The following is a 26,056-nucleotide window of genomic DNA, read 5'->3' on the forward strand; positions in this document are numbered from 1 at the left end:
CCGGTCGAGCGACCCGCTAGCGCGACCCCGCCGGGCTCTTCTCCGCCCGCTCCGCGCCCGCGCCGGCCGGGGGCCGGCCGTGCGACACGCGCCGCGGCAGCGCGAACACGAGCAGGAAGGCGACGACCGCGAACGCCGCGCTCACCCCCATGGCCGCCGCGGCCGCGTCGGTGAAGCCGGTCGCCCGGCCCGCCGCCGTGGCGAGCTCACGCCCGCCGGGCAGCGACCCGAACAGCACGCTGCCGATGATGGCGATGCCCACGGCCGAGCCGATCCGCTGGATGGCCGAGATGACGGCGCTCGCCGAGCCGGCGTCCTGCGGGTCGACGGTCGCGACGATGAACTGCACGTTCGGCGCGATGAAGAACCCGTTGCCGAGCCCCGCGATCAGCAGCGGCGCGAGCAGCAGCCAGTTGGTCAGGTCGGCCGCCTCGGTGGTCATCAGCACGAGCCACATCCAGATGAGGCCGATCGCGACGAGCGCCGTGCCCAGCACCAGCACGTTGCGGCCGAGCTTCTGGGCGATCTGGTTGCTCTGCGACGACGAGATGATGCTGCCGACCGCGAACGGGATGGCGACGGCGCCCGAGGCGAGCGCGCTGTTGCCGAGGCCCGACTGCCAGAGCAGCGAGATCGTGAAGAAGATGCTGGTGAAGGCCGCGAAGTACACGAGGGCGAGCACGACGCCGCCGGTGAAGGAGGGGTGCGCGAACAGCTTCGGGGGCACGAGGGGGGTGCGGCCGCGCTTCGTGTACGCGACCTCCCAGGCGCCGAAGGCGGCGAGCAGCAGCACGCCCGCGGCGATGGTCAGGTAGGTCCAGAGCGGCCAGCCCTCGTCCTGGCCCTGGATGAGGGGGACGAGCAGCGCGACGAACGCGGCCGAGACGAGCACCAGGCCGATCCAGTCGAGGCCCTTGTCGGGGCGGGGCAGCGACTCGTCGCGCTTCGGCAGCAGGATGGCCGCGGCGATCAGCGTCGCGACGCCGAAGGGGAGGTTGACGAAGAAGACGAGGCGCCAGCCGTTCTCGTCGCCGAACGCCTGGATGATGAGCCCGCCGATGATCGGCCCGAGGGCCGACGAGACGCCGATGACGGCGCCCATGATGGCGAAGGCCTTGCCGCGCGACCGGCCGGGGAAGAGCAGCTGGATGAACGCGGTGACGGCCGGCACGAAGATGCCGCCCGCGAGGCCCTGCACGACGCGGAACACGACGAGCTGGACGTCGCTCGTCGCCACGCCGCAGGCGAGGCTGGCGAGCGTGAACAGCAGCACGCCGGTGAAGTAGACCCACTTGTGGCCGATCCGGTCGCCGATGCGGCCGGCCGGGATGAGCGTGAGCCCGAACGCCAGCGCGTAGCCCGAGATGATCCACGACAGGGTCGACTCCGAGGCGTCGAGCGAGGTGCGGATGGTGGGCAGGGCGACGTTCACGATCGTGGTGTCGAGCAGGGCGATGAACATGCCCAGCAGGAGGGCCACGAGGGCGAACCAGGCGTGACGAGGCACGGCGGGTGCGGCGCCGGGGCGGGCGGGTGCGTCGGTCATGGGGGCCTTCCGTGCCGCGGGGGCGGCGGTGAGTATGCCCGGCGCGGAGCGCGCAGCGGGCGGAGCGGGGGCGTCGTGGTCGACGGTGAGGGGGAGTCGCGGGTCAGCCCGACGAGGGCCTGCCGGTCAGTGCGTGCCTGGCCCCCGCCTCCTCGTCCGCGACGATGTCGGGCAGGGCCTCGATCAGCGTGTCGTGCCAGCTGATCTCGGCGCGGAGGCGGTGCTCACGGTGCGAGAGGGCGTGCTTCTCGGCGACGGACAGCCAGGGATCGGCGCGTCGACGGTGGTCGGCGGACTCGGCGAGCAGCCGCTCGAGCTCGGCGCGACGGCGCCGGACGGTGGCGGGCAGCTCGTCGACCCGGTCGGGGTCGACGCGGGTCAGGGCGAGGTCGAAGGGGTCGGGGCGCAGGACGATCTCGTCCTGCGCGTGTCGGCGGGACGCGTCGAGTGCGGCGCGGCCCGCGTCGGTGATGCCGTAGACCAGGCGCTCGGGGAAGGACCCCTCGCGCTCGGTGCGGACCGGGGCGAGCAGCCCCTCGGCGGCCAGCCGCTTGATGGCGCCGTAGAGGCCGCCGACCGAGACGTCCGTCCAGAAGTGCACGTGCTCCTGCTCGGCCTGCAGCCGGAGCTGGTGGCCGTGCATGTCTCCGTGGCGCGCGAACGAGTCGAGCACGAAGAGACGGATGGAGGACACGAGGCGCTACTCTCGCACGACTAGTCGCCCGCGGTCAACTTTTCTGCAGAGACTGCACCGAGTCGCGGTCGACGACCTTGGCGGCGATGCCGCGCACCACGTCGGAGAGCCGCTCGTCGGCGTCGAGGAGCGACCGCGCGGCCTCGGGCGTCAGGCCGGCGAAGCAGTCGCCGATCGTGACGCCGTGGGAGGGGCGCGACACCACGACGATCTGGTCGCCCGCCGCGGCGGGCCCCGACTTCATGACCCGCAGGTAGGCGCCCGGGCGGCCCTCGGCCTGGAAGCGCGCCACCCACCGTGGCTCGCGGAGCCGGCGCTGGAAGGTCGCGCACGGGGTGCGGGGCATGGTGACCTCGAGGAGCAGGCCGTCGCCGACGGCCCAGCGCTCGCCGAGGACGGCCCCCGTCACGTCGAGGCCCGAGGTGCGGAGGTTCTCGCCGAACAGGCCGGGCGTGACCTCGTAGCCGAGCAGGTCGCCGAAGTGGAGCGCGTCCTCGTCGGCGTAGGCGTAGACGGCCTTGTCGGGGCCGCCGTGGTGCTTGCGGCTGGCCTGGACGTCGCCCCAGACGCCGAGCGGCTTGACGGGCACGGGCACGTCGAGGGGGCGCTTGTCGATCGCGGTCACGCCGACGCTGCCGGAGTCGGGCAGGAGGCGGTCGACGCGGCAGACGGCGGTGAGGAGGGGCACGGAGCCATGGTGCCCGAACGCGGCGGAGGCGACAAGCGGTCGGGGCGGAGCGGCCGCCGCGCGCTGGTCGACCGTTCAGGTCGCGGCTGCGTCGCTCACCCGGGCGACGCCCGAGACGCGAGCGTCACCTGAACGCTCGACGCGACGGTGCCACGACGGGACGACGCGACGATGCGACGGCGCACGCGGGCGGGAGCCCGCGAGCGGCCGTGGGCCTCAGCCCTGGCTGTTGAGCGACCCGGTCGGGATCCGGTCGCGGTCGTACGTGATCTCCGCGAAGCCGTGCGCAGCGGGGGCGCCGTCGGGCCCGATGTTGACGAAGACTATCTTGTCGATCGTCAGGATGCTCTGGCGGGTGACCATGTTGCGCACCTCGGCCCGCATGGTCAGCGACGTCCGGCCGAAGGCGGTCGCGCGGAGGCCCATCTCGACGAGGTCGCCCTGTGCGGCGCTCGACACGAAGTTGATCTCGGAGATGTACTTCGTCACGACGCGACCGTTGCCCAGCTGGAGGATCGCGTAGATCGCGGCCTCCTCGTCGATCCAGCGCAGCAGGCTGCCGCCGAACAGGGTGCCGTTCGCGTTGAGGTCCTCGGGGCGGACCCACTTGCGGGTGCGGAAGTTGATCTCGTCGGTCGTCTCCGTGGGCGACGCGAGGGGGTCGGGCGCGCCGGGGGTGATGGCGTCGGTCACGATGGTCTCCTTCGGGTGGGCCGGTCGGCTCGCCCAGAGAGCCTAGGGCGACGCCGCCGTGCGCGCCCGCACCGGGTGCGTCGCGCCGGGTCGCCCCCGTGCCCCGGGTGCCGGGCTCGGAGCGGGACGCCCTGGGCTCGGCGGCCCTCCCGCGCTCGGCGGCCGACCCCGGTGAGCGGCTGCCAGCGGCGACGGGCGCCGGGGCAGGCGCCACGCCCGGCGCCCAGCTCCCCGTGCCGACGGCGGCACGGGGCGCGAGGCGTCCCGGGGCGGGCGGCGACGTCGACCGCCCCGGCGGTGGAGCGCGACGGCTGCCTCGACGGCGTCCAGCACCTGGCGCCAGTCGTACCGCACGACCGCGTAGCTGAGGTGCATCGGGATCCTGCCCGCGACGTAGCCGCGGAGGTCCTTGACCGCGTCGCGGTCGAAGCGCTGGGCGTGCCACCGACGACCGTCGGTCTCGATGCCGAGGACGCCCTCCACGACGAGGTCGGTGCGCTCGCCGAAGCCGTTCGGCACCTGCGAGGTGACGTGGAAGCCCGCCTGACGCAGGCGGACCCGCACCACGCTCTCGAGGATGCTCTCGCTCGACGCGTCGACCCAGTCGACGACGCCGCGGGCGTCCGCGGGCAGCCGGGCGGCGATGTCGCGGAGGTCGCGCGACGTGATGCGCCCTCCGTGCAGCGCCCAGTCCAGGAGCGCCACGGCGATCTCGAAGGACTCCTCGAGCACGGCCCTCACGAGGGCGTCCCGCACGTCGACCATCGCGACTCCACCGCGGCTCCTGACGTCGCCGTCGTCGTAGACCACCCGGCTCGACCTGCGGTGGCGCAGGCGCGAGGCATGGGGAGGGACCGACACCGTGACGAGCGGCGGTCGCTCCCACATCCAGGCCCCCAGCTCGAAGAGGGCGGACCCGCCCGTCAGGCGTCCTCCCACGCTGACCGCCACGACTCGTGCGTCGCCCCGGGGGAGGTTCGTGTACCAGCCGAGCCGGGGGCGGTGCAGGTCGCCCGACCTCACCGCCCGTGTGAGGTCGCGGTCGGTCGCGCCGGCTCGGCGCAGCTGCCGCCGGGTGGCGAACCCGCCGGCGGCCTCGATCACCTCGACGACGTCTGCTGTGTGCATCCGCCCACCCTGGTCGAGCTGCGCGCGACAGCGGCGGCGGGCACCGGGCGCTGGGGACGATCCGCACGCAGCGACGGTGGGGGAGGGAGCGGCGCGCGCCGTTCGGCACCCGGCACCCCGCACCCCGGCTCCTCGGCACCCGGCGGCACCCCGCACCGGTCGACGGATCAGATCGTCGTGGCGCCGGGCGGGCCCCCCGTGCCTCGAGCCGCACGCTCGTCCTGACCGCTCGACGCGTCGCCCCGCCGGCCCTCAGCGGGAGCAGCACGGGTCGTGCGCCCCAGCACCACGGTGGTCGGCAGTTCGTGCACCTCCGGCGGTGCCGTGGTCCGCGGCCCCGTCGCGAGGGCGACCGCCGCCTCCGCCGCGAGCCGGGCCAGCTCGGCGACCGGCTGCGACACGGTCGTCAGCCCGGCGTCCACGGCCCGTCGCTGCCCGTCGAACCCCACGATCGACACGTCGCCGGGCACGTCCACGCCGAGTCGCTCGAGCGACGCCAGCACGCTGAGGGCGAGGTCGTCGTCCTCGGCGAGCACCGCGACCGGCAGCGGACCAGTCAGGAGGCGCGCCGCGGCTTCGTCGCCCAGCCCCGACCCCGCCGCGAGCTCGAGGAGGCTCCGCTCCGACGCGGCGACTCCTGCGGCGTCCAGCTCCGCGGCCCATCCCGCCTCCCGCTCGTGGGCGCTCCAGCGGAAGTCGCGGTCGGGCGCGGCTCGCAGGTAGACGAAGCGCCGGTGGCCGAGGCCGAGCAGCAGCCGTGTGGCCGTCCGGCCGGCGGCGAGGTCGTCGATGCCGACGCTGGGGTGCCCGGCGACGCGCTGGCTGAGGTAGACCACGGGCATGTCGAGGGCGGTCAGCGTCGCCTGTTCGGCGTCCGACAGGGCGAAGGAGGCGACGATCACCGCGTCGGCGTTGCGTCGCGCCGGGAGGGCCGCGAAGAACGCCTCGCGCTCGGTGCGGTCGTGCACCCGGTAGAGGAGGAGGTCGAGGCCCGCGGCGCGGAGCACGTCGTAGATGCCGTCGAGGATGCTGCCGCTGAACCAGTCGGTCAGCGGCGCCCCGATCAGCACGGCGACGCGGCGCACCTTGCCCGTGGCGAGGCTCGAGGCCGTCCGCGAGACGACGAACCCGAGCCGCTCGGCAGCGTCGACCACCGCGCGGCGGGTCTCGCTCCTCACCTTCGGCGACCCCCGCAGGGCGCGCGACACCGTCGCCACCGACACGCCCGCCGCGACGGCCACGTCGTCCATGGTGGGCACCCGCGGGGACTCGGGTGCAGTGCTGCTCGTCTCGTCGGCCATGGTTCCTCCTCGGTCGGTGCAAGCGCTTGCACAGATGATCTCATCTCCGGCGGCAACTGAGGCCCGACCAGGCTCGCTACACCGTCGACTGGATGAAGGTCCGTCTTCTTGCGGGTGGAGCTGCTCGTCTTGACGACGATCCGGGGCCGTTCCTAGGCTGTGCAAGCGCGGTCACCGACGTCCGCGCACGTCGGCGGTCGTGTGCGGCGGCGCGAGCTGCGCGCCGCTCGTCACCCGCCGCCGCGTCGAGCGTTCAGGAGGCACCGGCCGCCGGGCCGCGCACCCCGGGCGGGGTGCCGCCCGCACCTGAGAGCTCGACCCGCACCACCCGCACCACCCACCACGACCACCCCGACCACCCCGAGGAGCCCCATGACCGACACGGACGCCACCCCCACCGAGGTCCCCGTGGCCGACGCCGACTGGTGGCGCCAGGCCACCGTCTACCAGGTGTACCCGCGCAGCTTCGCCGACTCCGACGGCGACGGCCTCGGCGACATCGCCGGCGTGACCTCGCGCGTGCCGTACCTGGCCCAGCTCGGGGTCGACGCGATCTGGCTGAGCCCGTTCTACCCGTCCGAGCTCGCCGACGGCGGCTACGACGTCGCCGACTACCGCGACGTCGACCCGCGGCTCGGCACCCTGGCCGACTTCGACGACATGGTCGCGGCCGCGCACGGAGCCGGCCTCAAGGTCATCGTCGACATCGTGCCGAACCACACGTCCGACCAGCACGTCTGGTTCCGCGAGGCCCTCGCGTCCGAGCCCGGCAGCCCCGCCCGCGCCCGCTACGTCTTCCGCGACGGGCTGGACGGCGGCGCCACCCCGCCGTCGACCTGGCCGTCGAACTTCGGCGGCAGCGCCTGGACGCGGCTCACCCGCCCCGACGGCACCCCCGAGCAGTGGTACCTGCACCTGTTCGCGCCCGAGCAGCCCGACCTCGACTGGAGCAACCCCGAGGTCCGCGACGACTTCAAGGCCACCCTGCGATTCTGGTCCGACCGGGGCGTGGACGGCTTCCGCGTCGACGTCGCGCACGGGCTCGCCAAGGACCTCGTCGAGCCCCTCCGCGACGCCAACCCGAAGGACTTCGGCCTGCCCACCGACGGCAGCGACCCCCTGTACGACCGCGACGAGGTCCACGAGATCTTCCAGGAGTGGCGCGAGGTGCTCGACGAGTACGACCCGCCCCGCACCGCGGTCGCCGAGGCCTGGGTCGCCCGCGAGCGCGTCTCGCTCTACGCGCGGCCGACCGAGCTCGGCCAGGCCTTCAACTTCGAGCTGACCCGGGCCGAGTTCGACCCCGCCGAGTTCCGGACCATCATCGAGTCGAACCTCGAGCTCGCGGCCGAGAGCGGCGCCTCCAGCACCTGGGTCCTGTCGAACCACGACGTGGTGCGCCACGCGACGCGCTACGGCCTGCCGGCGACGACCGACGGCGACGCCTTCCTCCTGTCGGGCGGCACCTCGCCCGAGCTCGACCGCGCCACGGGCCTGCGTCGCGCCCGCGCCGCCTCGATGCTCATGCTCGCCCTGCCCGGCTCGGCCTACGTCTACCAGGGCGAGGAGCTCGGCCTGTTCGAGGTCGCCGACATCCCCGACGACCAGCTGCAGGACCCGGTCTGGATCCGCACCGAGCACGGCCTCAAAGGCCGCGACGGCTGCCGCGTCCCGCTCCCGTGGGACACCTCGTCGCCCGCGTTCGGCTTCGGCACGCACGAGCCGCACCTGCCCCAGCCGGCCTGGTTCGCCGACTCGGCCGTCTCGGTCGAGGAGGGCGACGCCGACTCGACCCTGTCGCTCTACCGTCGTGCCCTGGCGCTCCGTCACCAGCTGCAGCGCGGCGAGGACCTCACCTGGGTCGACGACGACCCCGCGGTCGTGCACTTCGCGCGGCACGACGGCTGGCACTCGGTGACGAACTTCTCGACGGAGGCGGCGGCCCTGCCCGAGGGCGAGGTCCTGCTGTCGAGCGGTCCGGTCGAGACGCCGGCCGGAGGCGCGGCGCAGCTCCCGGGGGAGACCACGGTCTGGCTCCGCGTCCGCTGAGCACCACGACGGCCCCGACGACAACTGTCGTCGGGGCCGTCGTGCGCCCGGGTCCGTCGCCCTCGCCGGGCGCGGCAGGGCCGCGTGGCCCGCTGCCGTGGTGAGAGGAGACGCGGATCGCCGTTGACCCGCGCCCCGTGCCGCCGGAGGCGCGGCCCCCTGCGACGACGGACACTCTGCCACCGCGGGCACCCCCCGGACGGGGTCGTGACCTGATCGATAGATTGACGCATGACCAGCGTCGCGGTGACCGTCCTGCCCGCCGCCTCGACCGGGGCCGACGCCTGGGGCGCCGAGCCCGCCCGGCGGGCCCTCGAGGAGTCGGGGGCCCGGGAGGTGCCGCTCGGCGACGACACCCGGATGATCGTCGTCGCGGGCTCGATCGACCAGGGCGAGCTGCGCCGGGCGATCGACGAGCACCCCGGCGTCGCCGTCGTGCAGCTGCCGAGCGCGGGGGTGGACGTCCACGTCGAGACGATGCGGGCGACCCGGCGGGAGGGGCTCGTCTTCACGAGCGCCAAGGGCGCCTACAGCGCCCCGGTCGCGGAGCACGCGTTGGCCCTGGTGCTGGCGACGCTGCGCTCCCTGCAGATCAGGGCCCGCGCCTCCTCGTGGGAGTCCGAGCAGCGCGGCGTCTCGCTGAACGGGGCGCACGTCGTCATCGTCGGCGCGGGCGGCATCGGCACGGAGCTGCTGCGGCTGCTGCAGCCCTTCGACGTCGGGGTGACGATGGTGGTGCGCACCGCACGCGAGGTGGAGGGAGCGGAGCGCACGGTGACGACCGACCAGCTCGACGACGTGCTGCCCGACGCGGACGTGGTGGTCGTCGCGGCCGCCCTCACCGAGGGGACGACGCGCCTGGTCGGCCGACGACAGCTCGAGCTGATGCGCGACACGGCCGTGCTGGTCAACATCGCCCGGGGAGCGCTCGTCGACACCGACGCGCTCGTGGAGGCGCTCGCCGAGGGCCGGATCGGCGGCGCGGGGCTCGACGTGGTCGACCCGGAGCCGCTGCCGGACGGGCACCCGTTGTGGAGCGAGCCGCGGGCGCTGGTCACGCCGCACCAGGCCAACACGGAGGAGATGACCGCCCCGCTGTTCCAGGCGCGGGTGCGGGCGAACGTCGAGGCGCTCGCGAGCGGCGGCGCCCCGGAGGGGGTCGTCGACGTCGACGCCGGGTACTGAGCGGCGAGGCGCGCAGTCGTCGGCCCGGGCGGCTCGCGTCGAGGGATCAGGAGCGAGGGGCTGATCCGGGGGAGGATCGTCGTGGAGGAGCGTGCCGCTCCTGATCGCTCGACACCTCGACGAGCCGGCCGACAGGGAGGACGCCCGTGCCCCACGACCCCGACGTCGATCTGCTGATCGAGGCGGTCGCGGCCGTGCACCGCGAGCTCGCCGCCCTGCCCGTGGTGCGCGGGCTGCTCGCGACGCGGCTGGTCGACGCCGGCACGTCGCCCGTCAGGGTCGCGGCCCGCGTCGGCGTGCGCCGGGTGGTCGTGCGGTCGTGGCTCGCCGCCTGGGCGGGGTCGACCGAGGGGCAGCGCCGCGACGCGGACGCGTTCCCCGTCGTGCTGACGGCGGGGGAGGAGGTCGAGCAGCTGCGGGAGCTGCAGGGGGCGACGCGACGGCTGACGGCCGAGCGGGCCGGGCTGGCGCTCGCCGCCGTGGAGGACGGCGCGACGGTCGCCGACCTCGCGGGGGCGACGGGCGCGACGGAGGGGCAGGTCGGTCGATGGCTCAGGGGCGAGCCGACGCGCGGGCGCTGAGCCGGGACGGGCCGACGCTGCTTCCTGAACGGTCGACGCCGTGCGGCGGCCGGGCGGCCCGGCGGCGGGGCCCGGGGGCCCGGCGGCCCGACCCGGACGCTGCCGCACCAGGACGAGGCCGCACGCTCAGCAGTCCGCAGCCGCGGCGGCGTACCGTCGCCGCCATGCCCCGCACAGACGACCGCTTCACCGGCCGCATCGCCGGCATCGGCACGACCTCCGGCACGCGCGTCGTGGTCGGCATGTGGCAGAGCTCCCCGCTCGGGCGCTTCAGCGACGTGATGGTGGAGTCGCCCGACGGCCACCGGACGCTGCTGGCCCCGACCGAGGTGATCGCCGAGTACGTGTCGTCGACGTACACGTTCGACGAGGTGCGGGTGGTGCCCGTCGCCGTCCACCGCGTCGACGGCGGCCTGCGGATCACCGCGGGCGACCTCGACGTGCGTCTCACCGTCGGCGGCGTCTCGGCGCTCGGCATGCTGCTCCGGCTCGTCCCGCGGGGGCTGGCCACGCGGCCGGCGTGGCTCCGCCTCGTCGACCCGGTGGCCCGGCTGCTCGTGCGGGGAGCCCGGACGGCCGGCACCGCGGGCGGCGGCCGCCGCGAGTTCTACGGCGTCACCGTGGCCCGCCACGTGACGGCGGCCGAGGTCCGCGACGGCGACCGCCACCTGGGCACCCTGGCGCCCTTGTCGCCGCCGGTGCGCTTCGGCTTCGGCTCGGCTCCGGCTCAGCCCAGCCTCGTCGACGTGGTCAGCACGATCCGCCACGCCCGACCCCGGCCGCCGACCCGGCCGCCGACCCCGGCGACCCGCCGACCACGGCTGCCTCGCCAGCCCGCGGGAATGCCCCCCGCCCCCGCCGGGTAGTACCTCGGTGACGCGTCACCGTCCGCAGCCCCCACCCAAGGAGAACCCATGACCACCGTCCTCGTCCTCGTCGGCAGCCTGCGCTCCGGCTCCACGAACGCCCAGCTCGCCGAGGCCGCCGCGCAGGTCGCGCCCGCCGGTGCGACCCTGACCGTCTTCGACGGCATCGCCCAGCTCCCCTTCTACAACGAGGACGTCGACGTGCCCGGGTCCGTGCCGGAGGCGGCGGTCGCCTTCCGCTCCGCCCTCACCGAGGCGGACGCCCTGCTGGTCGTCACCCCCGAGTACAACGGCACCATCCCCGCGGTTCTCAAGAACGCCATCGACTGGGCCTCGCGCCCCTACGGTGAGAGCGCCCTGGCCGGCAAGCCGACCGCGGTCATCGGCAGCGCGTTCGGTCAGTTCGGCGGCGTCTGGGCCCAGGACGAGGCGCGCAAGTCGCTCGGCATCGCCGGTGCCCGCGTGCTCGACGACGTCACGCTGAGCATCCCCGGCTCGATCGAGCGCTTCGCGGAGGTCCACCCCTCCGACGACGCCGAGGTCGCCCAGCAGCTGACCGCGGTCGTCGCCGCGGTCGTCGCCTCGACGGAGCCCGCCGCGGCCTAGCCCCCCGACGGGCCGGCCCGGGGACGTCCTCGCGGTCGGCCCGCCGTCTCGGCGCCGTCCCCCGGTCGGCCCCGCCGGGGGACACCAGTGCTGACGCCGAGGAGCGGACACCGAGGAGGCGCGGGCTCGGGTCCCCGGCAGGGGCCCCGTCCGGGGCGTTGTGGCTCAGGGGGCCATGGGATAGCGTCGGCTCGTCGCTCGACCCGGACGCCGACCCCTCGTCCTGGCCTCGTGACGCACTCTCACCCCGTGCGTCGACGTCGGGCGCGCCCACCCGAACCCCGACAGGACCCGACCCATGCAGGCCCTCCCGCCTGACCGTCACCGGCGCCCCGAACGCCCGACGGCTGCCTCGCCCGTGCCCGAGCACCGGCCCGCGATCGCCGCGCCCGCGATCGCCGAGCCCGCGCCCGCGACCCGCGCGCCCCGAGCGCCGCGCCACCTCGCGACCGAGCCCGCCGGTGCCGAGCCCCCCGCCGCGCCCGTAGCGCCCGCGCCCGTCCCCACCCCCGCGTCCCCCGAGCCCCCCGCCGAGTCCCGTCTCTTCGGCCGCGGCCTCCTCTACGTCGTCGTCTGGTCGCTGCAGCTCGTCGCCGGCACCGTCGTGTCGCCCGTGCTCGCGCACCTGCTCGGCGTCTCCGACTTCGGGGCGCTCGCCTCGGCGCAGGCGATCTTCCAGGTCGTCAGCGTGCTGGCCCTGCTCGGCCTCGACCAGGCCCTCGTCCTGCAGCACGCCGAGGACGGCGACGCCCGCGCCGCCCGCGGCCTCGTCGCCGTCGGCCTGGTGGTGTCGTTCGTCGCGACCGGAGCCGCCCTCGTCTCCGTGCCCCTGTGGGCCGGGGCGGCCGGGTTCGGCCCCGACCACGACCTCCTCCTCGTCGTCCTGCTGTGGACGGCGCCGTCCGCCGCCGTCCAGGTCATGCTCGCCCTCCTCCTCGCCGAGGACCGCTTCCGCGCCTTCGCGACGACGAGCATCGTCTCGGCCGTCGGCGGCCAGGTCATCGGCCTGACCCTGCTTCTGACGCTCGGGGGCGGCGCGCTCACCTACGCCTGGGGCAGCGTCATCAGCCAGACGCTCGCGATGCTGCTCGGCCTCGTCCTGACGCGCCCGCGCCTCCGGGGCCTGGTCGACCGCGGAGTGACCCGGCGTGCGATCGCCTTCGGCGTGCCGCTCGCCCTCGCGAGCCTCGCCTACTTCGTGCTCAACGCCGGCGACCGGATCGTGCTGCAGCGCCTGCTCGGCCCCGACGCCGTCGGCCGGTACCAGGTGGCCTACGTGGTGGGCTCGTCGGTGATCCTGATGCTGTCGTTCACGTCGAACGCCTGGGCGCCGCACTTCGCCCGCATGCGCGACGCCGTCGAGCGGACGGCCCTCGCCGTCCGGTCGCGCGACGAGATCTACCGGCTGCTGAACCCCGTGGTGCTCGCGATCACGCTGGTCACCCCGTTCGCGATGCCGATCCTCGTGCCGGCCAGCTTCGACCCGACGAGCCTCGTCGTGGTCGTCTGGGTGGTGGCCCTGACCGCCTACCCGGCGACGGCCGGCGGAGCCAGCGGCCGCCTCCTCACGATCGAGCGCAAGGCGGGCACGATCGGCGTCATCACGGCCGTCGCGGCGGCGGTCAACGTCGGCCTGAACTTCGTGCTGGTGCCGCTGCTCGGCATCCTCGGCGCGGCGGTCGCGACCGTGATCGCCTACTCGGTGCTGTCGGCGCTGCAGCTCCGCGTGCTGCCCACGCGGGCGAGCTGGCGCGGAGCCCCCGCTCCGCTGCTGTGGTCCGTGCTCGCCACGGTCGTCGTCGCCGGCGCCTCGACCCTGCTGCCCCAGACCCTCGAGTGGAACCTCGGCCGCGTGGTCGTCGCGCTCGCCTGCCTGCCCTGGTTCTTCCGCCGCCTGTCCGCGGCCCGCCGAGGTCCCCAGCCCGAGGGCCCCGAGGAGTCGCGGGTCGAGCCCGCCGACGAGGGCACCGGGGAGTCGCGGGTCGAGTCGGCCATCAGCTCCGCCCCCGCGCCGCAGCCCGCCCCGAGCACCGCCCCGCACCCCGCCCCGCACCCCGCCCCCGAGGAGACCCCGTGACCCGCGCCCCGCACCCCGCCGACCCGGCGCCCCGGCGGGTGGTGCTCGTCGATCTCTCCCGGCCCCTGCCCGACCTCGTGGCCGACGACCGGCACGCGACCGCCCTCGTGGTGGCGACCTGGCACGGCCGACCCGTGGGGTCGCTCGAGCTCGCGCTCGACGCCGATCCGGAGGCGACGCGGGCACGGCTCGCGCCGCTGCTCGCGCTCGTGCCCGCGGCGCGCGCCGCGGAGGAGGCGCGACCTCCCCGCCTGGGCGACGACCGCCTCCCGAGCGTCACCGTGGTGGTGTCGACCATCGTCGCGCGTCGGGAGGACCTCGAGCTGATACTCGACGGCTTCGCGCGGGTCGACCACCCCGACGTGGAGTTCCTGATCGTCGACAACCGGCCCGTGCTGCCGGCCGACGACGTGCTGCCCGGCCTCGTCGCCGGGCGCGACCGGGTGCGGGTCGTCCACGAGCCCCGTCGGGGCATCTCGGCCGGGCGGAACGCCGGGGTCGCCGAGGCCCGGGGCGAGATCGTCGTCTTCACCGACGACGACGTGCGGGTCGAGCCCGACTGGCTCCGCGAGCTGACGCGGCCCTACGTCGACGACCCGTCGATCGACGCCGTGACCGGGCTCATCCTGCCCGCCGAGCTCGACACCCCGGCGCAGATCTGGTTCGAGCGGTACTACGGCGGGTTCAGCGGCGAGCGCACCTGGCAGCCGCTCGTGCTCACCCCGGAGCGGGCCGCGGGCGGGCTGCTCACCGGAGCACGCGTCCGCGTCGAGGCCGACGGCGAGCTCGTGCGGCGCTTCGCCGTCTACGGCGTCGGCGCCTTCGGGGCCGGCGCGAACATGTCGTTCCGGCGGAGCGCCCTGCACCGCATCGGCGGCTTCGACCTGGCCCTCGGCACCGGCACGCCGGCCCGCGGCGGCGAGGACCTCGCGGCCCTCGTGGGCGTGCTCTGGACGGGCGGGCGCATCGCCTACGAGCCGGGCGCCGTCGTCCACCACCGGCACCGCCGCGGCACCGACGAGCTGCTGCACCAGCTGCGCGGCAACGGCCTCGGCTTCACGGCGATGCTCACCGGGCTCGTGCTGCGCGACCCGCGGCACCTGCTCGGCCTCGCCTGGCAGCTGCCCCTGGCCGTGCGGTCGATGGCCGTCCAGAGCGTGCGCCGCATCGGGGGAGGCGCGGGGCCGGTCGTCGAGGACGCCCCGGCCGGTGCGCCGGGCGCGGCTCGTGCTGACCTCGCCGACGGTGGCGCCGGTGGCGACGGTGCCGACGGTGCCGACGGTGCCGACGGTCCGGACGGTGCCGACGGCGCGGCCGGCGCCGACGGCGCGGCCGGCGACGCCGGCCACGGCTACCCGCGGTCGCTCGTGCTCGCCGAGCTGCGCGGCTACCCGTCCGGGCCCCGCGCCTACCTGGTGAGTCGTCGCGCCGCGCGGCGGAGCTCGTGGGTCGCGCCGCTCGACGAGCCGAGCTGGCCCGTGCGCGGCCGAGCTGGTCGGGCAGACCGCCCCAGACCGGCCGCGGGCGGCACGGCGACCGCGCCGGCGACCGTGGGCGGTGCCGGCGACCCGGCCCGCGACTCCCTCGTGCCCCGGCCGTGAGCGAGGGGCGGCCCCTGCGGGTGCTGACGACCGTCGAGACCCTCGCGCCGGTCGGCGGCGTCGAGGTCTGCACCCTGCAGGACGTCACGGGGCTGGCGGCCCGGGGGCACGACACGACGGTGCTCTGGCACGTCGACGGCGAGCACCGGGCGGCCTACGAGGCCGTCGGGGCGACGCTGCGCGGGCCGTTCCGGTTCGACGCGGCCCCGCGGAGCGCTCTCCGCGACCTGGCGGCCTTCGGCCCGTCGGTGGCGGAGGCCCGACGGGCCCGCGCCGACGTGCTGTGGCTGAACCGCCCCGAGCAGATCGTCTGGGCGCAGGTGGCGAGGCGTGCCGCGGGCCTGCCCGTGGTGGCGCACCTGCACCACCTGCCGAACTACGAGCGGACCCGCCTCGTGATGTCCGGGGTCGCCCACTTCGTGGCCGTCTCGCACCACATGGCGGCGGTCTGGGTGGCCGCGGGCCTCGAGCCCGAGCGCGTCACCGTCGTGCACAACGCGGTCGACCCGGGCGACTACCCCCTCGGCGGGCCGGCCGAGGCGGAGGCCGCGCGTCGAGCGCTCGGGCTCGACCTCGCGCCCGGCGCCCGCGTCGCGCTCGCCTACGGCCGGCTGACCGTCGGCAAGGGCGTCGACGCGCTCGTGAGGGCGTGGGGGAGGCTCGCGCTCGATGCGCGCGGGGCCGTGCTCGTGCTCGCCGGCCCCGAGCCCGACGCGGCCGTCGCCGAGGCCCTCGACGCGCTGCCGCCGGGCAGCTGGCGGCGGCTCGGGCTGCAGGTCGACGTCGTGCCGCTGCTGCACGCCGCGGACGTCGTCGTGATGCCGTCGGCCGAGCCGGAGGCCTTCGGCCGCGTGCTGGTCGAGGCGATGTCGACCGGGCGACCCGCGGTCGCGACGGCGGTCGGTGCCGCGCCCGAGGTGCTGACCGGCGAGTTCGCGCGCTTCCTCGTGCCGCCGCGCGACGAGGCGGCGCTGGCCGCGACGGTCGGCGCGGCCCTCGGGTGGCGCGAGGTCGACCCGGGGCTGGGCGAGCGGGCGCGCGAGCACGTCGCGACGGCCTTCCCGCACGGTCGGCACCTCGACGAGCTCGAGGCCGTCCTGCGGCGGCACATCCGCGCGCGCTGAGAGGTGCGGCGGCGCGGTGCGGCTGCGCCAACCCAGGATTTCGTCTCGTCGAACATGCCTGACCAGCCCTTTCCGTGCAGTCGAGCTCCCGGGGCCGTGCCAGGATCGTCGAGTTCCGCCGGGCGACGACGCCTCGTGCTCGTCTCCTCGAAAGGTCGTCCGTGAGCGTCTGGGCCCTCCTCCTCATCGCCGTCGGCGTCTCCGCCGACGCCTTCGCCGTCGCCCTCGGCAAGGGCCTCCACCTGCGGGCGCGGGCGCTGCGCAACGCCGTCGTCATCGCCCTGGCCTTCGGGGCCGCCCAGGCCCTGATGCCGCTCATCGGCTGGCTGCTGGGAACGGCGTTCGCCCCGGTGATCTCCGGCGTCGACCACTGGATCGCCTTCGGCCTGCTCGCGCTGGTCGGCGGCAAGATGATCTGGGAGGCCGCGCGGGCCCACCCCGACGACGACGTCGACGCCGACCGGGTGCCGCTGCGCGAGCTCGTCGTGCTGTCGGTGGCGACGAGCATCGACGCGTTAGCGGTGGGCGTGACGCTGGCGTTCCTGCCGGTGTCGATCGGCGCGTCGGTCGGGCTGATCGGCGTCACGACGGCGGTGCTGACGTTCGTCGGCGTGCTCGTCGGGGCGAAGGTGGGGGCGGCGCTGGGCCGCCCGGCCGAGATCGCGGGCGGCGTCGTGCTCGTGCTGATCGGGACGAGCATCCTGCTCGAGCACCTCGGCGTGCTCGCCTAGGGCGCGCGGCGCCGCGCGGCCCGGCCCGGCGTCGAGCGTTCAGGGGCGGGCCGCGCCGCGGGGCTGCTGCCGGCCCGGGCGGCCGCTGCTCCCTGAACCGTCGACGCGCGTCTGCCGCGGCGCCGCAGCGCGGCCTGACGTCGAGCGTTCAGGGGCGGGCCGCGCCGCGGGGCCGCTGTCGGCCCGGGCAGGCGCTGCGCCCTGAACCGTCGACGCGCGTCTGCCGCGGCGACGCAGCGCGGCCTGACGTCGAGCGTTCAGGGGCGGGCCGCGCCGCGGGGCCGCTGTCGGCCCGGGCGGCCGCTGCGCCCTGAACCGTCGACGCGCGCCGCGCCCCGGCTCAGCCGTCGTACCGGTCGATCGTCGCCCAGTCGATCTCGACGTGCCCTGCGCCGTCCGGCGGCGTCTCGCCGGCCGCCTCGACCTGCATCACCCAGTGCATCGACGCCGTCGGCAGCGCCTCGCTCGTGGTCGCCCACACGCGGTCGTCGACGAGGTAGTCGATCCGGTCGGGTCGCCACTCGATCGTGTACGTGTGCCAGCCGTCGAACGAGATGCCGGTGTCGCCGACGAACGAGTTCACCGACGGGTCGCCCGGCGTGTGGTTGTAGCCGCGCACCGTGCCGTCGAGGCGCCCCTCGGGGAAGTCGACCTCGCCGTCGTCCCAGTCGTTGTCGTCGCTCCACAGCAGGAAGGCCGCGTAGAACCCGGGCACCGCGTCGGCCCGCATCCGTACGCTGAACCGCCCGTGCACCTGCCCGCCCCACTCGCCGCCGACGAGCGGCACCACGGCGGCGCTCGTGACGGCGCCGTCGCCGGCCGACACCGCGAGGTCGAGCACGCCGTCGCGCACCGACACCGCGTCGGCCCGGTAGTCGCCGATGCCCGACGTGTCGGTGAAGCCGTCGTAGGCGACCCAGCTGTCGTCGTACCGACCGGGGAAGCGCCCGGCCGCGACCGGGTGCGCGAAGTCGTCCGAGAAGGTGCGCGTCCAGCCGGGCCCCGAGCTGGTCGGCATCGCCTGGCCGCTGCCGTTCGGGGCCACGCCGGCCCCGGCCCCCGTCCCGTCCGCCCCCGTCGACGGCGCAGGCTCGGCCGCGGCCGAGCTCGTCGGCTCCGGGCTCGGCGTGCTGGAGGGGCGGTCGGTCACGTCGGGGTGCCTCCCGGGCGTCGAGGTCGAGGTCGAGGTGGGGCCGCCCGCGTCGTCCGCCTGCCGCGCCGTGCTCGTCGACACGGTGGCCGCGACGGCCACGGCGACGGCGGCGACGAGCAGCCCGACGGCCGCGACGACGCGCCTCGGGCGCGGGGGTCTGCGGGGCACGTCTCAGCTCTCCGGCCGTCCGCGTCGGGGTCGCCGCGAGCAGCTCGCGGCCGGGAGGGCCGTCGACAGCCTCGCCGCCGGGGGCTCCGTGGTCAAGCCGAGCGGCCGTCCTGCCCGCAGAAACGCCCTGATGCCACCCGTTCGAGGGTCGCGGGGCCTCCGGGGTGCCGAGCTACACTCACAGGACCGGCAGGCTACCCGCGCCCGCCGTACCCGAACGACGCCGGCCTCGACCGTGCGTGCCCGCGACCCCTCCGCCCCGCCCCACCCAGGCTCGGCGGGCGAGCACGTCCCTCCCCGCCGACGGCAACCCCTGGAGATCGCTCGTGCCCCGAGTCGTCCCCGTCACCGTGAGCACGCGCCCCGACGGCGTGCACCCCGAGCTCCCGCGCGACGGAACCCCCCTGCCCGTCCCGACGATGGGCCCTGCGTCGCGCCTCGCGGCCGCCGCGCTCGTCGCGCTCACCCTGCTCGGCCTCGCGGTCGCGCTCGTCGCCGACCTCGTCGTGCTGCGCCAGGCGACCGCCACGGTCTTCCTGCTGCTCGAGCTCGGCGTCGCGCCGGCGCTCCTCGCGCGCCCGCTGCGAGCCTCCCGCTTCGCCCTGGTGGCCCTGGTCGGCGGTCTCGTCGCCGCGGTGCTGACCGGCATCACGATGGCGACCCTGCACGTCTGGGTGCCCGTCCCCGCAGCCGTCGTCGCCGCGGCCGCCACCGTCGTGATGCTGGTGGTCGCGGTGCGACGTGACCTTCGGGCACTCCGCGACGGGCGCCTCCCGCAGGCCCTGGCCGCCGAGCAGCCCCGACCGGACCAGGCCGCGGATCACGGGGCCCTGGAGCCCGAGGCCTCCGCGGAGGCGCGGGCCGCGTCGACCGCCCGCCTCCCGCTGGTGCCCCTCGCCACCGTCGCCGGGGTCGCCCTCGTGGTCGTGGCGTCGCTGCTCGTCCGGGGCGACCCGCCCCCCGGCGGCCTGCTCTCGATCGAGGGCCCGCTGTGGTGGGCCGGCCTCGTGCTGCTCGTGGCGGCCGCGGTCGTCGCCGTCGTGTCGCGACGCAGCCCGGCGCTGCCCCTGATGAGCCTGAGCGGCGTCGCTGTGCTGTCGCAGGCGATCGCCTACGGCACCCCGACGATGGTCTCGGCGGCGCGGCACGTCGGCGTGGTCGAGTCGATCCGGGCGAACGGCGGCACGTCGACCGGCGTCGACATCTTCCAGTCGTGGTCGGGGCTGTTCGCGGCCGTGGCCTGGGCCGCCGACGTCGCGGGCCTCCGCGACGTGATGGTGGTCGCGACCTGGTGGCCGGTGATGATCAGCCCGCTGATCACCCTCGCGGCGACCGTCCTCGCGGCGAGGTTCCTGACCGACGACGGCCGCGCCTGGATCGCCGGCGGGCTGTTCGGCCTGACGCTCACGCTCAACACGCTGTACTTCTCGCCCCAGTCGCTCGGCGTCGTGCTCTCGCTGTCGGTCTTCGCGCTGGCCCTCAGCGGTCGCCCGCCGATCTCGGGCGCGCGACGTCGGTCGCGCCCCGCGTCGGTCGCGCCGTGGCGCCTCGCCGCCGTGCTGGTGCTGGGCTGTGCCCTCGCCGTGACGCACCAGATCTCGCCGTACCTCACCACGGCGGCGCTGGTCGTGTTCGTCGCGTTCCGGCTGATCCGCCCGTGGTGGCTGCCGGCGCTGGTGCTGGTGCCCGCCGTGCTGTGGGCGCTGTCGAACGCGTCGGTGCTCGGGGCCTTCCTGCTGCCGACCGCCTTCGGCGACGTGGTGTCGAACGCCGCGCCGCCCGCGCACTCGGCCGCGACCCTGCCCGTGCCGGTCGTCAAGACCCTCGCCTTCGCGCTGCCCGCGGCCGTGCTGGTGCTGCTCGGCCTCGTCGCGCTCGTGACGGTCGTGCTGCGACGGGGCGACCGCCGCGCCTGGGCGCTCGCCGTCGCCGCGGTCAGCCCGGTCAGCCTGGTGGTCGCCACGAACTACGGCGCCGAGGGGATCTTCCGCGTCACGCTGTTCGCCGCGCCGTGGCTGAGCGTGCTCGCGGCGTCGCTGCCCTGGCACCGGCTGCTGCCGCGGCTGGCCCGGTCGTCCGCCCGTGCCCGACGGCGGGCCGCGGTGGTCGTGACCTCGGTCGCCCTCGTCGTCGTGGTCGGCGTGAACGTCTTCGGCGCGACCGCCCTCGACTGGAACCGGGTCGCGAGCGCCGACACGACGCGGGTCACCGCCCGCTACGAGGAGACCGCGGCCGCCGGCGCCGCGCTGCTCGTGCCCGGCACCGGCAACGCCACCCCCGGGGCCCGCACCGCCCGCTACGACCAGGTGCAGTACCTCACCCGTGAGGCGCTCGGCGGCTGGCCCGACACGTCGTCGTACGACGCGGCCGCCGACGAGGCGCGCCTCACCTCGGGCCTCGAGGCGTGGGACGCGACCGAGCGGTGGGTCCTCGTCTCCGACGTGGTCGGCGCCTACGACGACCGCTACGGCTTCCAGTCGTACGACGACTACACCGAGCTCGCCGCGGCGTTCGCGGCCGACGACCGCTGGGAGGCCGTCATGACGGCGCCCACCGCCACCCTCTACCGACTGAGCACGACAGGAGCCGGCGATGAGTGAGCCGACCAGCACGACGGCCCCGAGCCGGGGGGAGTCGCGGGTCGGCACCCGCAGGACGCCCCGGCGCCCGTCCCCCCGCGCCCTCCGCCTCGTGGCGGTCGCCGTCGCCGCGCTGGCCCTCGCGCCGCTGATGGTCGGGCCGCTGGCCGCGCCGGCCGAGGCCGCGACCACCGGCACCGCCGCCCTGCCCGCCGCCCCGTCGCTGCGGCAGTCCGGCTGCGCGGCCGGCACCACGCTGTCGGTCGTCGCGCACCAGGACGACGACCTGCTCTTCCAGAGCACGGCCCTCGGCGCCGACCTCCGTGCCGGGCGCTGCGTCACCACGGTCTACGTCACCGCGGGCGACGCGGGGCGTGCGTCGACCTACTGGCGCGGCCGCGAGGCCGGGGTCCGGGCGGCCTACGCGCAGACGCTCGGCGTGGCCGACACGTGGTCGTCGACGACCGTCTCGCTCGGCGGCCGAGCTGTCGGCCTCTCCCGCCTCGGCGGGTCGTCGAAGGTCCAGATGGTCTTCCTGCACCTCCCCGACGGCGGCCTCGACGGGAAGGGCTTCGCGGCCACCGGCCGGCAGAGCCTGCCCCAGCTGTGGGCGGGCACGCAGTCGCGCCTCAGCACCGTCGACGGGCTCACGAGCTACTCGCTGGGCGAGCTCCGCGCGCAGCTCGTCACGATCATGAAGGGCGTGGCCCCGACCAACGTCGACACCCTCGACCACGTCGGAGCGATCGACGACGGCGACCACCCCGACCACCACGTCGTCGCCTACCTCACCGACGCGGCGCGGCGGCAGCTCACCACCGCTCCCGGCTTCGCCGGCTGGCGGGGCTACGGCCTCTCGCAGGTCCCGGTGAACCTCACCGACGACCAGGTGCGGGCCAAGTCGCTGGCGTTCTTCCGGTACGCGGCCTCCGACGACGGCACCTGCGCGAGCTGGGACGCCTGCTGGGGCCGCCCGGAGTACTCCTGGCTGTCGCGCGAGCAGACGGTCGGCACGCCGACCACGACCGCCCCGGGCGGAGGGCCCGTCACCACGACGCCCGCCCCGACGACGCCGACCCCGACCGACCCGGCGACCGACGTGACCGCCGGCGCGGTCGCGACCGCCAGCTCGGAGAACGGCGCCGACGGCCAGACCGCCGCCGCTGCGATCGACGGCGTCGCCGACGGCTACCCGGGCGTCGCCACCGCCGAGTGGGCGACGGTCGGCGGCCGCGCCGGCTCGTGGCTCCAGCTCACCTGGGCCGCGGCCCGCAGGGTCGACCGCCTGGTGCTGAGCGACCGTCCGAACGCCGATGACCAGGTGACGGGCGCGACCCTGACGTTCTCTGACGGCTCGACCGTCACGGTGCCCGCGCTGGCGAACGGGGGAGGCGCCACCACGGTCTCGTTCCCGGCCCGCTCCGTCTCGTCGGTGCGCGTCACGGTGACGGCCGTGTCGTCGACCACCCGGAACGTCGGCCTGGCCGAGGTGCGGGTGCAGTCGACCGCCGCGGCGACCACGACGCCCGCCCCGGCCCCCGCCCCGACCCGTGTCGACGTCACGGCCGGCGCCGTCGCGACGGCGGCGTGGGACGACCCGTCGACGGGCCAGACCGCCGACAAGGCGATCGACGGCGTGGCCGACGGCTACCCGACCGCGCCGACCGCCGAGTGGGTCGCCCCCTGGGGGCGCACCGGCGTCACCCTGACGCTGACCTGGCCCACGGCGGTGACGACCGACCAGGTCGTGCTGCACGACCGGCCCAACGGCTCCGACCAGGTGACCGCCGGCACCCTGACCTTCTCCGACGGGTCGACCGTCGACGTGCCCGCCCTGGCCGACGACGGCTCGGCCACCACCGTGTCGTTCCCGAGCCGCAGCACCACGTCGGTGCGCTTCACCGTCACCGGGGTCAGCGCCAGCACGGGAAACGTGGGCCTGGCCGAGATCCGGGTGCGGGGCACGCGCTAGCCGAGCCGCGGGTGGCGCGGCCGGCCGGCCGCCCGCCCGCCTGCCCGCATTCCTGCCCGCCTGCACGACGAGAGGCGCGGTGCCGACCGGCACCGCGCCTCCTCGCTGCTCCCGTCGACCGACGGGCGCCGCCTAGCGGCGGCCGAGCCGCCGCTCGCCGCCCGTGCCGAGCGTGTAGGGCAGGCTGTAGTAGGCGAACAGCTCCTGCTCGCGCTGGGCCTCGAGCTCGCCGTCGGTCTCGATCGACGGCGCCTCCTTCGCGAGCTTCTTGTCGAACTGCACCTTGAGGTGCTTCGGCGCGACGAGCGCACCGTCGAGCGGCACGAAGACGAGGCGGGTGCGGCCGAGGATGCCGACCTGGACGGCGGCGAACGACGGCACGTCGCTCGACGTGTCGAAGTAGATGCTCTCGAGCGTGCCGATCTTGTCGCCGGTGGGGTCGACGACCGCGAGGCCGACCCAGTCTCGGAGGTTCTCCGGTTCGAACATGGCGTGACCTCTCTGCCGCCCCGGCGTGGTCCGGGGTCGTGCGCCTCCGACGGTACCGGCCCGGCCCGTCGTGCGCCCTGCCGCGCGGCGGGTCACGTCGAGCTCTCAGGAGACGGCGTGGCGGCGTCCCCCGGGTGGCACGATGGGCGCATGTCGCTCCTGAGCCCTCGACACGACGACGCCCGCCCCGACGAGGCCTTCACCGCCGACGCCCGCCCCGACGAGGCCAGCACCGCCGACGCCCGCCCCGACGAGGCCAGCCCCGCCGACGCCCGCCCCGCCGACGCCCACGGCGCCCGGCGCCTGCTCGTCGTCGACGTGGCCGACGGCGGCCGCGACGACCCCGCGTTCGAGGCCGAGCTGCAGCGGCTCACCGCCTCCGTCGTCGCCGCCGCCGAGGCGCTCGGCCTCGTGGTCGACCGCGTGGCCGCCGCGCAGGCCGGCGACGACGAGCTGGGGCGCCGGCTGGCCGCGGCCGACGCCGTCGTGCTCACCGGCGGCGAGGACGTCGACCCGTCGACCTACGGCGGCGACGTCGCCGAGCCGCACGGCGGCCAGACCTTCCCCGACGCCGACCGGGCGCAGATCGCCCTGGTGCGCGCGGCCGTGGCGGCGCGCACGCCGCTGGTCGGCATCTGCCGCGGCATGCAGCTCGTGAACGTCGCCCTCGGCGGCGACCTCGTGCAGCACCTCGACGGCCACGTCGCCGCCGACGTCGACGACAGCATGGTCGACCACGCCGTGAGCGTCGCCGACGACAGCAGCCTCGCCGGCGTGCTCGGGGCGACGACCCTCGACGTGCGCAGCTCGCACCACCAGGCCGTCGCCCGGCCCGGGCGGGGCCTCCGCGTGGTCGCCTGGGCCGCCGACGGCACGGCCGAGGCGATGGAGCACGAGGAGGCACCCCTCTGGTGCGTGCAGTGGCACCCGGAGGACGCGGGGTCGCGCGGCACCGTCCTCACCGACCTGCTCGTCGCGGCGCGCGACGCCGCCGGGGCCCGCGTCGACCCGGGGCGCGCGCCGGGGGCCCCGCCGGTGCGTGCGCCCAGGGCGTAGCCCGGCCCGCTCGGGGGCCTTGCGGGCGGGGGAGGGGGCCGTGTCACACTGGACGGACAGCGCCCTCGTCGTGGAGCGGCAACACCCCCACACCCGTCAGACCTGACCCGCGACGAGTGCGCAGCGCCCCGGCCCCGGCGCCGGCGCGTCCCGACGCTCGTCGTCGTGCGCCTCCGTGCGGGAGAACGGAGGCCCTCGTGACCGACACCACCACCCGCCCCGCCGACCGGCCCGAGACCGAGCCCGTCCGCGTGCCCTCGACCTACACGGGCTCGATGCGCGTCAGCGACGTCGGCACCGCCGACCGCGCCGCCGAGGCCGCTGCCGCCCGCGGCACCGTCCACGTGCTGACCCCGTCGGCCGTGGTCGGCATCGCCGTGCTCGGCCTGTCGACCTTCCTCGCCATCACCACCGAGCTCATGCCGGTCGGCCTGCTGTCGACGATGAGCGTCGACCTCGGCGTCTCCGAGTCGCGCATGGGCGTCGTCGTCACGGTCTACGCGCTCGCCGTCGCCCTGCTCGCCCTGCCGCTCACCTGGGCCACGGCCCGCGTGCCGCGCAAGGCCGTGCTCGTGACCACGCTCGTCGGCTACACGGCGTCGAACCTCATCGTGGCGCTGGCTCCCTCCTTCGCCGTGGTGTGCGCCGGCCGGGTCGTCGGCGGCGTCGCGCACGCCCTCTTCTTCTCCGTCGCGTCGGCCTACGCGACGCGCATCGTTCCTCCCCGGCTGGCCGGCCGCGCGATCGCGTTCGTCTACTCGGGCAGCTCGCTCGGCTTCGTCATCGGCGTGCCGCTCGCGACGACGGTCGGCGACCACCTCGGCTGGCGGGCCGCCGTCGGGGCCGTGGCCGCCGCCTCCGCGCTGCTCGCCGTCGTCGCGGTGGCGTTCCTGCCCGCGGTGCGGGGCGAGTCGTACCCGCACGTCGGCTCGGTCCGGTCGTGGGCCCGCACCGGGCTGCTGGCCGTGGTCGTCGCCGACCTGCTGCTCTTCGCGGGGCACTACGTGGTCTACACGTACGTCGGGCCGTACCTCGTGACCGCGGGGCTCGGCGACGACGCGGTCGGCACGGCGCTGCTGGTGCTCGGCGCGACCGGGGTGGTCGGGCTGCTGACGGCGGGCGCCTTCGTCGACCGCGCCCCGCGGCAGACGCTGCTCGTCGCCGTGGCGACGATGGCCGTCGCCCTCGCGGCGCTGCCGCTGGTGCACGGCTCGCTCGTCGGCACCTTCGTCGTCGCGGGCGTGTGGGTCGCCGCGAACGGCACGACCGGCACGCTCTTCATGGCGGCGGCGATCCGCACGGGCGGCGTCAGCCCCGACATCGCGGGCGCGCTGATCAACGCGGGCTCGAACGTCGGCATCGCCGGCGGCGCGGCGCTCGGCGCGCAGCTGACCGGGGTCACCGGACTCGGTGCGCTGCCGTTCTCGGCGGCCGTGGTCGTCGCCGCGAGCTTCGTCGTCGTGGCGCTGGCCCGCCGCGGATTCCCGCTCCACGGTCACGCGCAGGAGCAGCTGTCGACGTCGAACCTCCGCACCATCACCTCGTCGGTCGCGGCCGTGACCGGGTCGGTGGCGGTGGTCCGCGGGCCGGCGACGGGCTCCGGCCCGGCCGTCACGGGCGGCCGCCGCCGCTGAGCCCGGGCCCGACCCGACCCGACCCGACCCGACCCGGCCCGGCCCGGCCCGACCCGGCCCGACCCAGCGCAGAGCGACCCCGCCCCGCCCCCGCCGCAACGCGGCGCAACGCGCCCCCGGCCGGAGGCGCGGTGT

At 76.0% G+C, this 26,056-nt stretch carries 21 protein-coding genes; 13 read left to right on the plus strand and 8 right to left on the minus strand.

Annotation, left to right across the window (positions count from 1 at the left end):
- Positions 1–16: 16 nt before the first annotated feature.
- From IFT72_RS00710 to IFT72_RS00735, 6 genes are all read right to left on the minus strand, one after another.
- Positions 17–1,546 (minus strand): DHA2 family efflux MFS transporter permease subunit, encoded by a 1,530-nt coding sequence (locus tag IFT72_RS00710; RefSeq protein WP_185231597.1) that lies wholly within the window; start codon positions 1,544–1,546, stop codon positions 17–19.
- A 103-nt stretch (positions 1,547–1,649) separates the two neighbouring features.
- Entirely contained in the window at positions 1,650–2,240 is a 591-nt protein-coding gene (locus tag IFT72_RS00715) for a PadR family transcriptional regulator (protein WP_197981053.1), read from the minus strand.
- Positions 2,241–2,274: 34 nt separating this feature from the next.
- A complete protein-coding gene (locus IFT72_RS00720) occupies positions 2,275–2,928 on the minus strand; it encodes an MOSC domain-containing protein (protein ID WP_192045304.1) in 654 nt (217 codons plus the stop codon).
- A gap of 216 nt (positions 2,929–3,144) precedes the next feature.
- Positions 3,145–3,609 (minus strand): acyl-CoA thioesterase, encoded by a 465-nt coding sequence (locus tag IFT72_RS00725; protein WP_371741195.1) that lies wholly within the window; start codon positions 3,607–3,609, stop codon positions 3,145–3,147.
- Between the two features lie 54 nt (positions 3,610–3,663).
- On the minus strand, positions 3,664–4,749 hold the full coding sequence (locus tag IFT72_RS00730; RefSeq protein ID WP_185231601.1) for a type IV toxin-antitoxin system AbiEi family antitoxin domain-containing protein: 1,086 nt from the start codon (positions 4,747–4,749) through the stop codon (positions 3,664–3,666).
- A gap of 167 nt (positions 4,750–4,916) precedes the next feature.
- The gene (locus IFT72_RS00735; protein WP_192045305.1) at positions 4,917–6,050 is read right to left on the minus strand and encodes a LacI family DNA-binding transcriptional regulator; all 1,134 of its coding nucleotides are present in this window, start codon (positions 6,048–6,050) and stop codon (positions 4,917–4,919) included.
- 372 nt (positions 6,051–6,422) lie between these two features.
- On the opposite strand from IFT72_RS00735, the gene IFT72_RS00740 reads away from it, so the two are divergent.
- From IFT72_RS00740 to IFT72_RS00780, 9 genes are all read left to right on the plus strand, one after another.
- Positions 6,423–8,099 carry a glycoside hydrolase family 13 protein gene (locus tag IFT72_RS00740; protein WP_192045306.1) on the plus strand — a complete coding sequence of 559 codons (1,677 nt, stop codon included), beginning with the start codon at positions 6,423–6,425 and terminating at the stop codon, positions 8,097–8,099.
- A 231-nt stretch (positions 8,100–8,330) separates the two neighbouring features.
- Entirely contained in the window at positions 8,331–9,284 is a 954-nt protein-coding gene (locus tag IFT72_RS00745; protein ID WP_192045307.1) for an NAD(P)-dependent oxidoreductase, read from the plus strand.
- A 146-nt stretch (positions 9,285–9,430) separates the two neighbouring features.
- Entirely contained in the window at positions 9,431–9,865 is a 435-nt protein-coding gene (locus IFT72_RS00750) for a hypothetical protein (RefSeq protein WP_192045308.1), read from the plus strand.
- 164 nt (positions 9,866–10,029) lie between these two features.
- On the plus strand, positions 10,030–10,731 hold the full coding sequence (locus IFT72_RS00755; protein WP_244634134.1) for a hypothetical protein: 702 nt from the start codon (positions 10,030–10,032) through the stop codon (positions 10,729–10,731).
- A 48-nt stretch (positions 10,732–10,779) separates the two neighbouring features.
- The gene (locus IFT72_RS00760) at positions 10,780–11,337 is read left to right on the plus strand and encodes an NAD(P)H-dependent oxidoreductase (RefSeq protein WP_185231610.1); all 558 of its coding nucleotides are present in this window, start codon (positions 10,780–10,782) and stop codon (positions 11,335–11,337) included.
- Between the two features lie 358 nt (positions 11,338–11,695).
- Positions 11,696–13,414, plus strand: a complete 1,719-nt coding sequence (locus IFT72_RS00765) for an oligosaccharide flippase family protein (protein ID WP_192045309.1) — start codon at positions 11,696–11,698, stop codon at positions 13,412–13,414.
- Positions 13,411–15,015 carry a glycosyltransferase gene (locus IFT72_RS00770; protein ID WP_192045310.1) on the plus strand — a complete coding sequence of 535 codons (1,605 nt, stop codon included), beginning with the start codon at positions 13,411–13,413 and terminating at the stop codon, positions 15,013–15,015. Before IFT72_RS00765 ends, IFT72_RS00770 begins: the two co-directional genes overlap by 4 nt.
- A 20-nt stretch (positions 15,016–15,035) precedes the next feature.
- Positions 15,036–16,139, plus strand: coding sequence for a glycosyltransferase family 4 protein (locus tag IFT72_RS00775; protein ID WP_192045311.1), 1,104 nt, complete (start codon positions 15,036–15,038; stop codon positions 16,137–16,139).
- Between the two features lie 161 nt (positions 16,140–16,300).
- Positions 16,301–16,870, plus strand: a complete 570-nt coding sequence (locus IFT72_RS00780) for a manganese efflux pump (protein ID WP_192045312.1) — start codon at positions 16,301–16,303, stop codon at positions 16,868–16,870.
- Between the two features lie 340 nt (positions 16,871–17,210).
- Here IFT72_RS00780 and IFT72_RS16295 read toward each other — a convergent pair whose 3' ends face one another.
- A complete protein-coding gene (locus IFT72_RS16295; protein ID WP_192045313.1) occupies positions 17,211–18,191 on the minus strand; it encodes a glycoside hydrolase family 16 protein in 981 nt (326 codons plus the stop codon).
- 326 nt (positions 18,192–18,517) lie between these two features.
- Here IFT72_RS16295 and IFT72_RS00790 point away from each other — a divergent pair, with 326 nt between their 5' ends.
- Positions 18,518–20,791 (plus strand): hypothetical protein, encoded by a 2,274-nt coding sequence (locus IFT72_RS00790; RefSeq protein ID WP_192045314.1) that lies wholly within the window; start codon positions 18,518–18,520, stop codon positions 20,789–20,791.
- Positions 20,784–22,742: a PIG-L family deacetylase gene (locus tag IFT72_RS00795; RefSeq protein WP_192045315.1), complete on the plus strand. Its 1,959-nt coding sequence runs from the start codon at positions 20,784–20,786 to the stop codon at positions 22,740–22,742. The genes IFT72_RS00790 and IFT72_RS00795 overlap by 8 nt, the downstream gene beginning before the upstream one ends.
- A gap of 132 nt (positions 22,743–22,874) precedes the next feature.
- Here the strand turns inward: IFT72_RS00795 and IFT72_RS00800 are convergent, their stop codons facing one another.
- Complete coding sequence (locus IFT72_RS00800) at positions 22,875–23,231, minus strand: PRC-barrel domain-containing protein (protein ID WP_056052725.1); 357 nt, start codon at positions 23,229–23,231, stop codon at positions 22,875–22,877.
- A gap of 150 nt (positions 23,232–23,381) precedes the next feature.
- Here IFT72_RS00800 and IFT72_RS00805 point away from each other — a divergent pair, with 150 nt between their 5' ends.
- Positions 23,382–24,287, plus strand: coding sequence for a gamma-glutamyl-gamma-aminobutyrate hydrolase family protein (locus tag IFT72_RS00805; protein WP_197981054.1), 906 nt, complete (start codon positions 23,382–23,384; stop codon positions 24,285–24,287).
- A gap of 197 nt (positions 24,288–24,484) precedes the next feature.
- The gene (locus IFT72_RS00810; RefSeq protein WP_192045316.1) at positions 24,485–25,921 is read left to right on the plus strand and encodes an MFS transporter; all 1,437 of its coding nucleotides are present in this window, start codon (positions 24,485–24,487) and stop codon (positions 25,919–25,921) included.
- Positions 25,922–26,056 lie beyond the last annotated feature (135 nt).

Source organism: Frigoribacterium sp. CFBP 8754 (assembly GCF_014841815.1).
GTDB classification, from domain to species: Bacteria; Actinomycetota; Actinomycetes; order Actinomycetales; family Microbacteriaceae; genus Frigoribacterium; species Frigoribacterium endophyticum.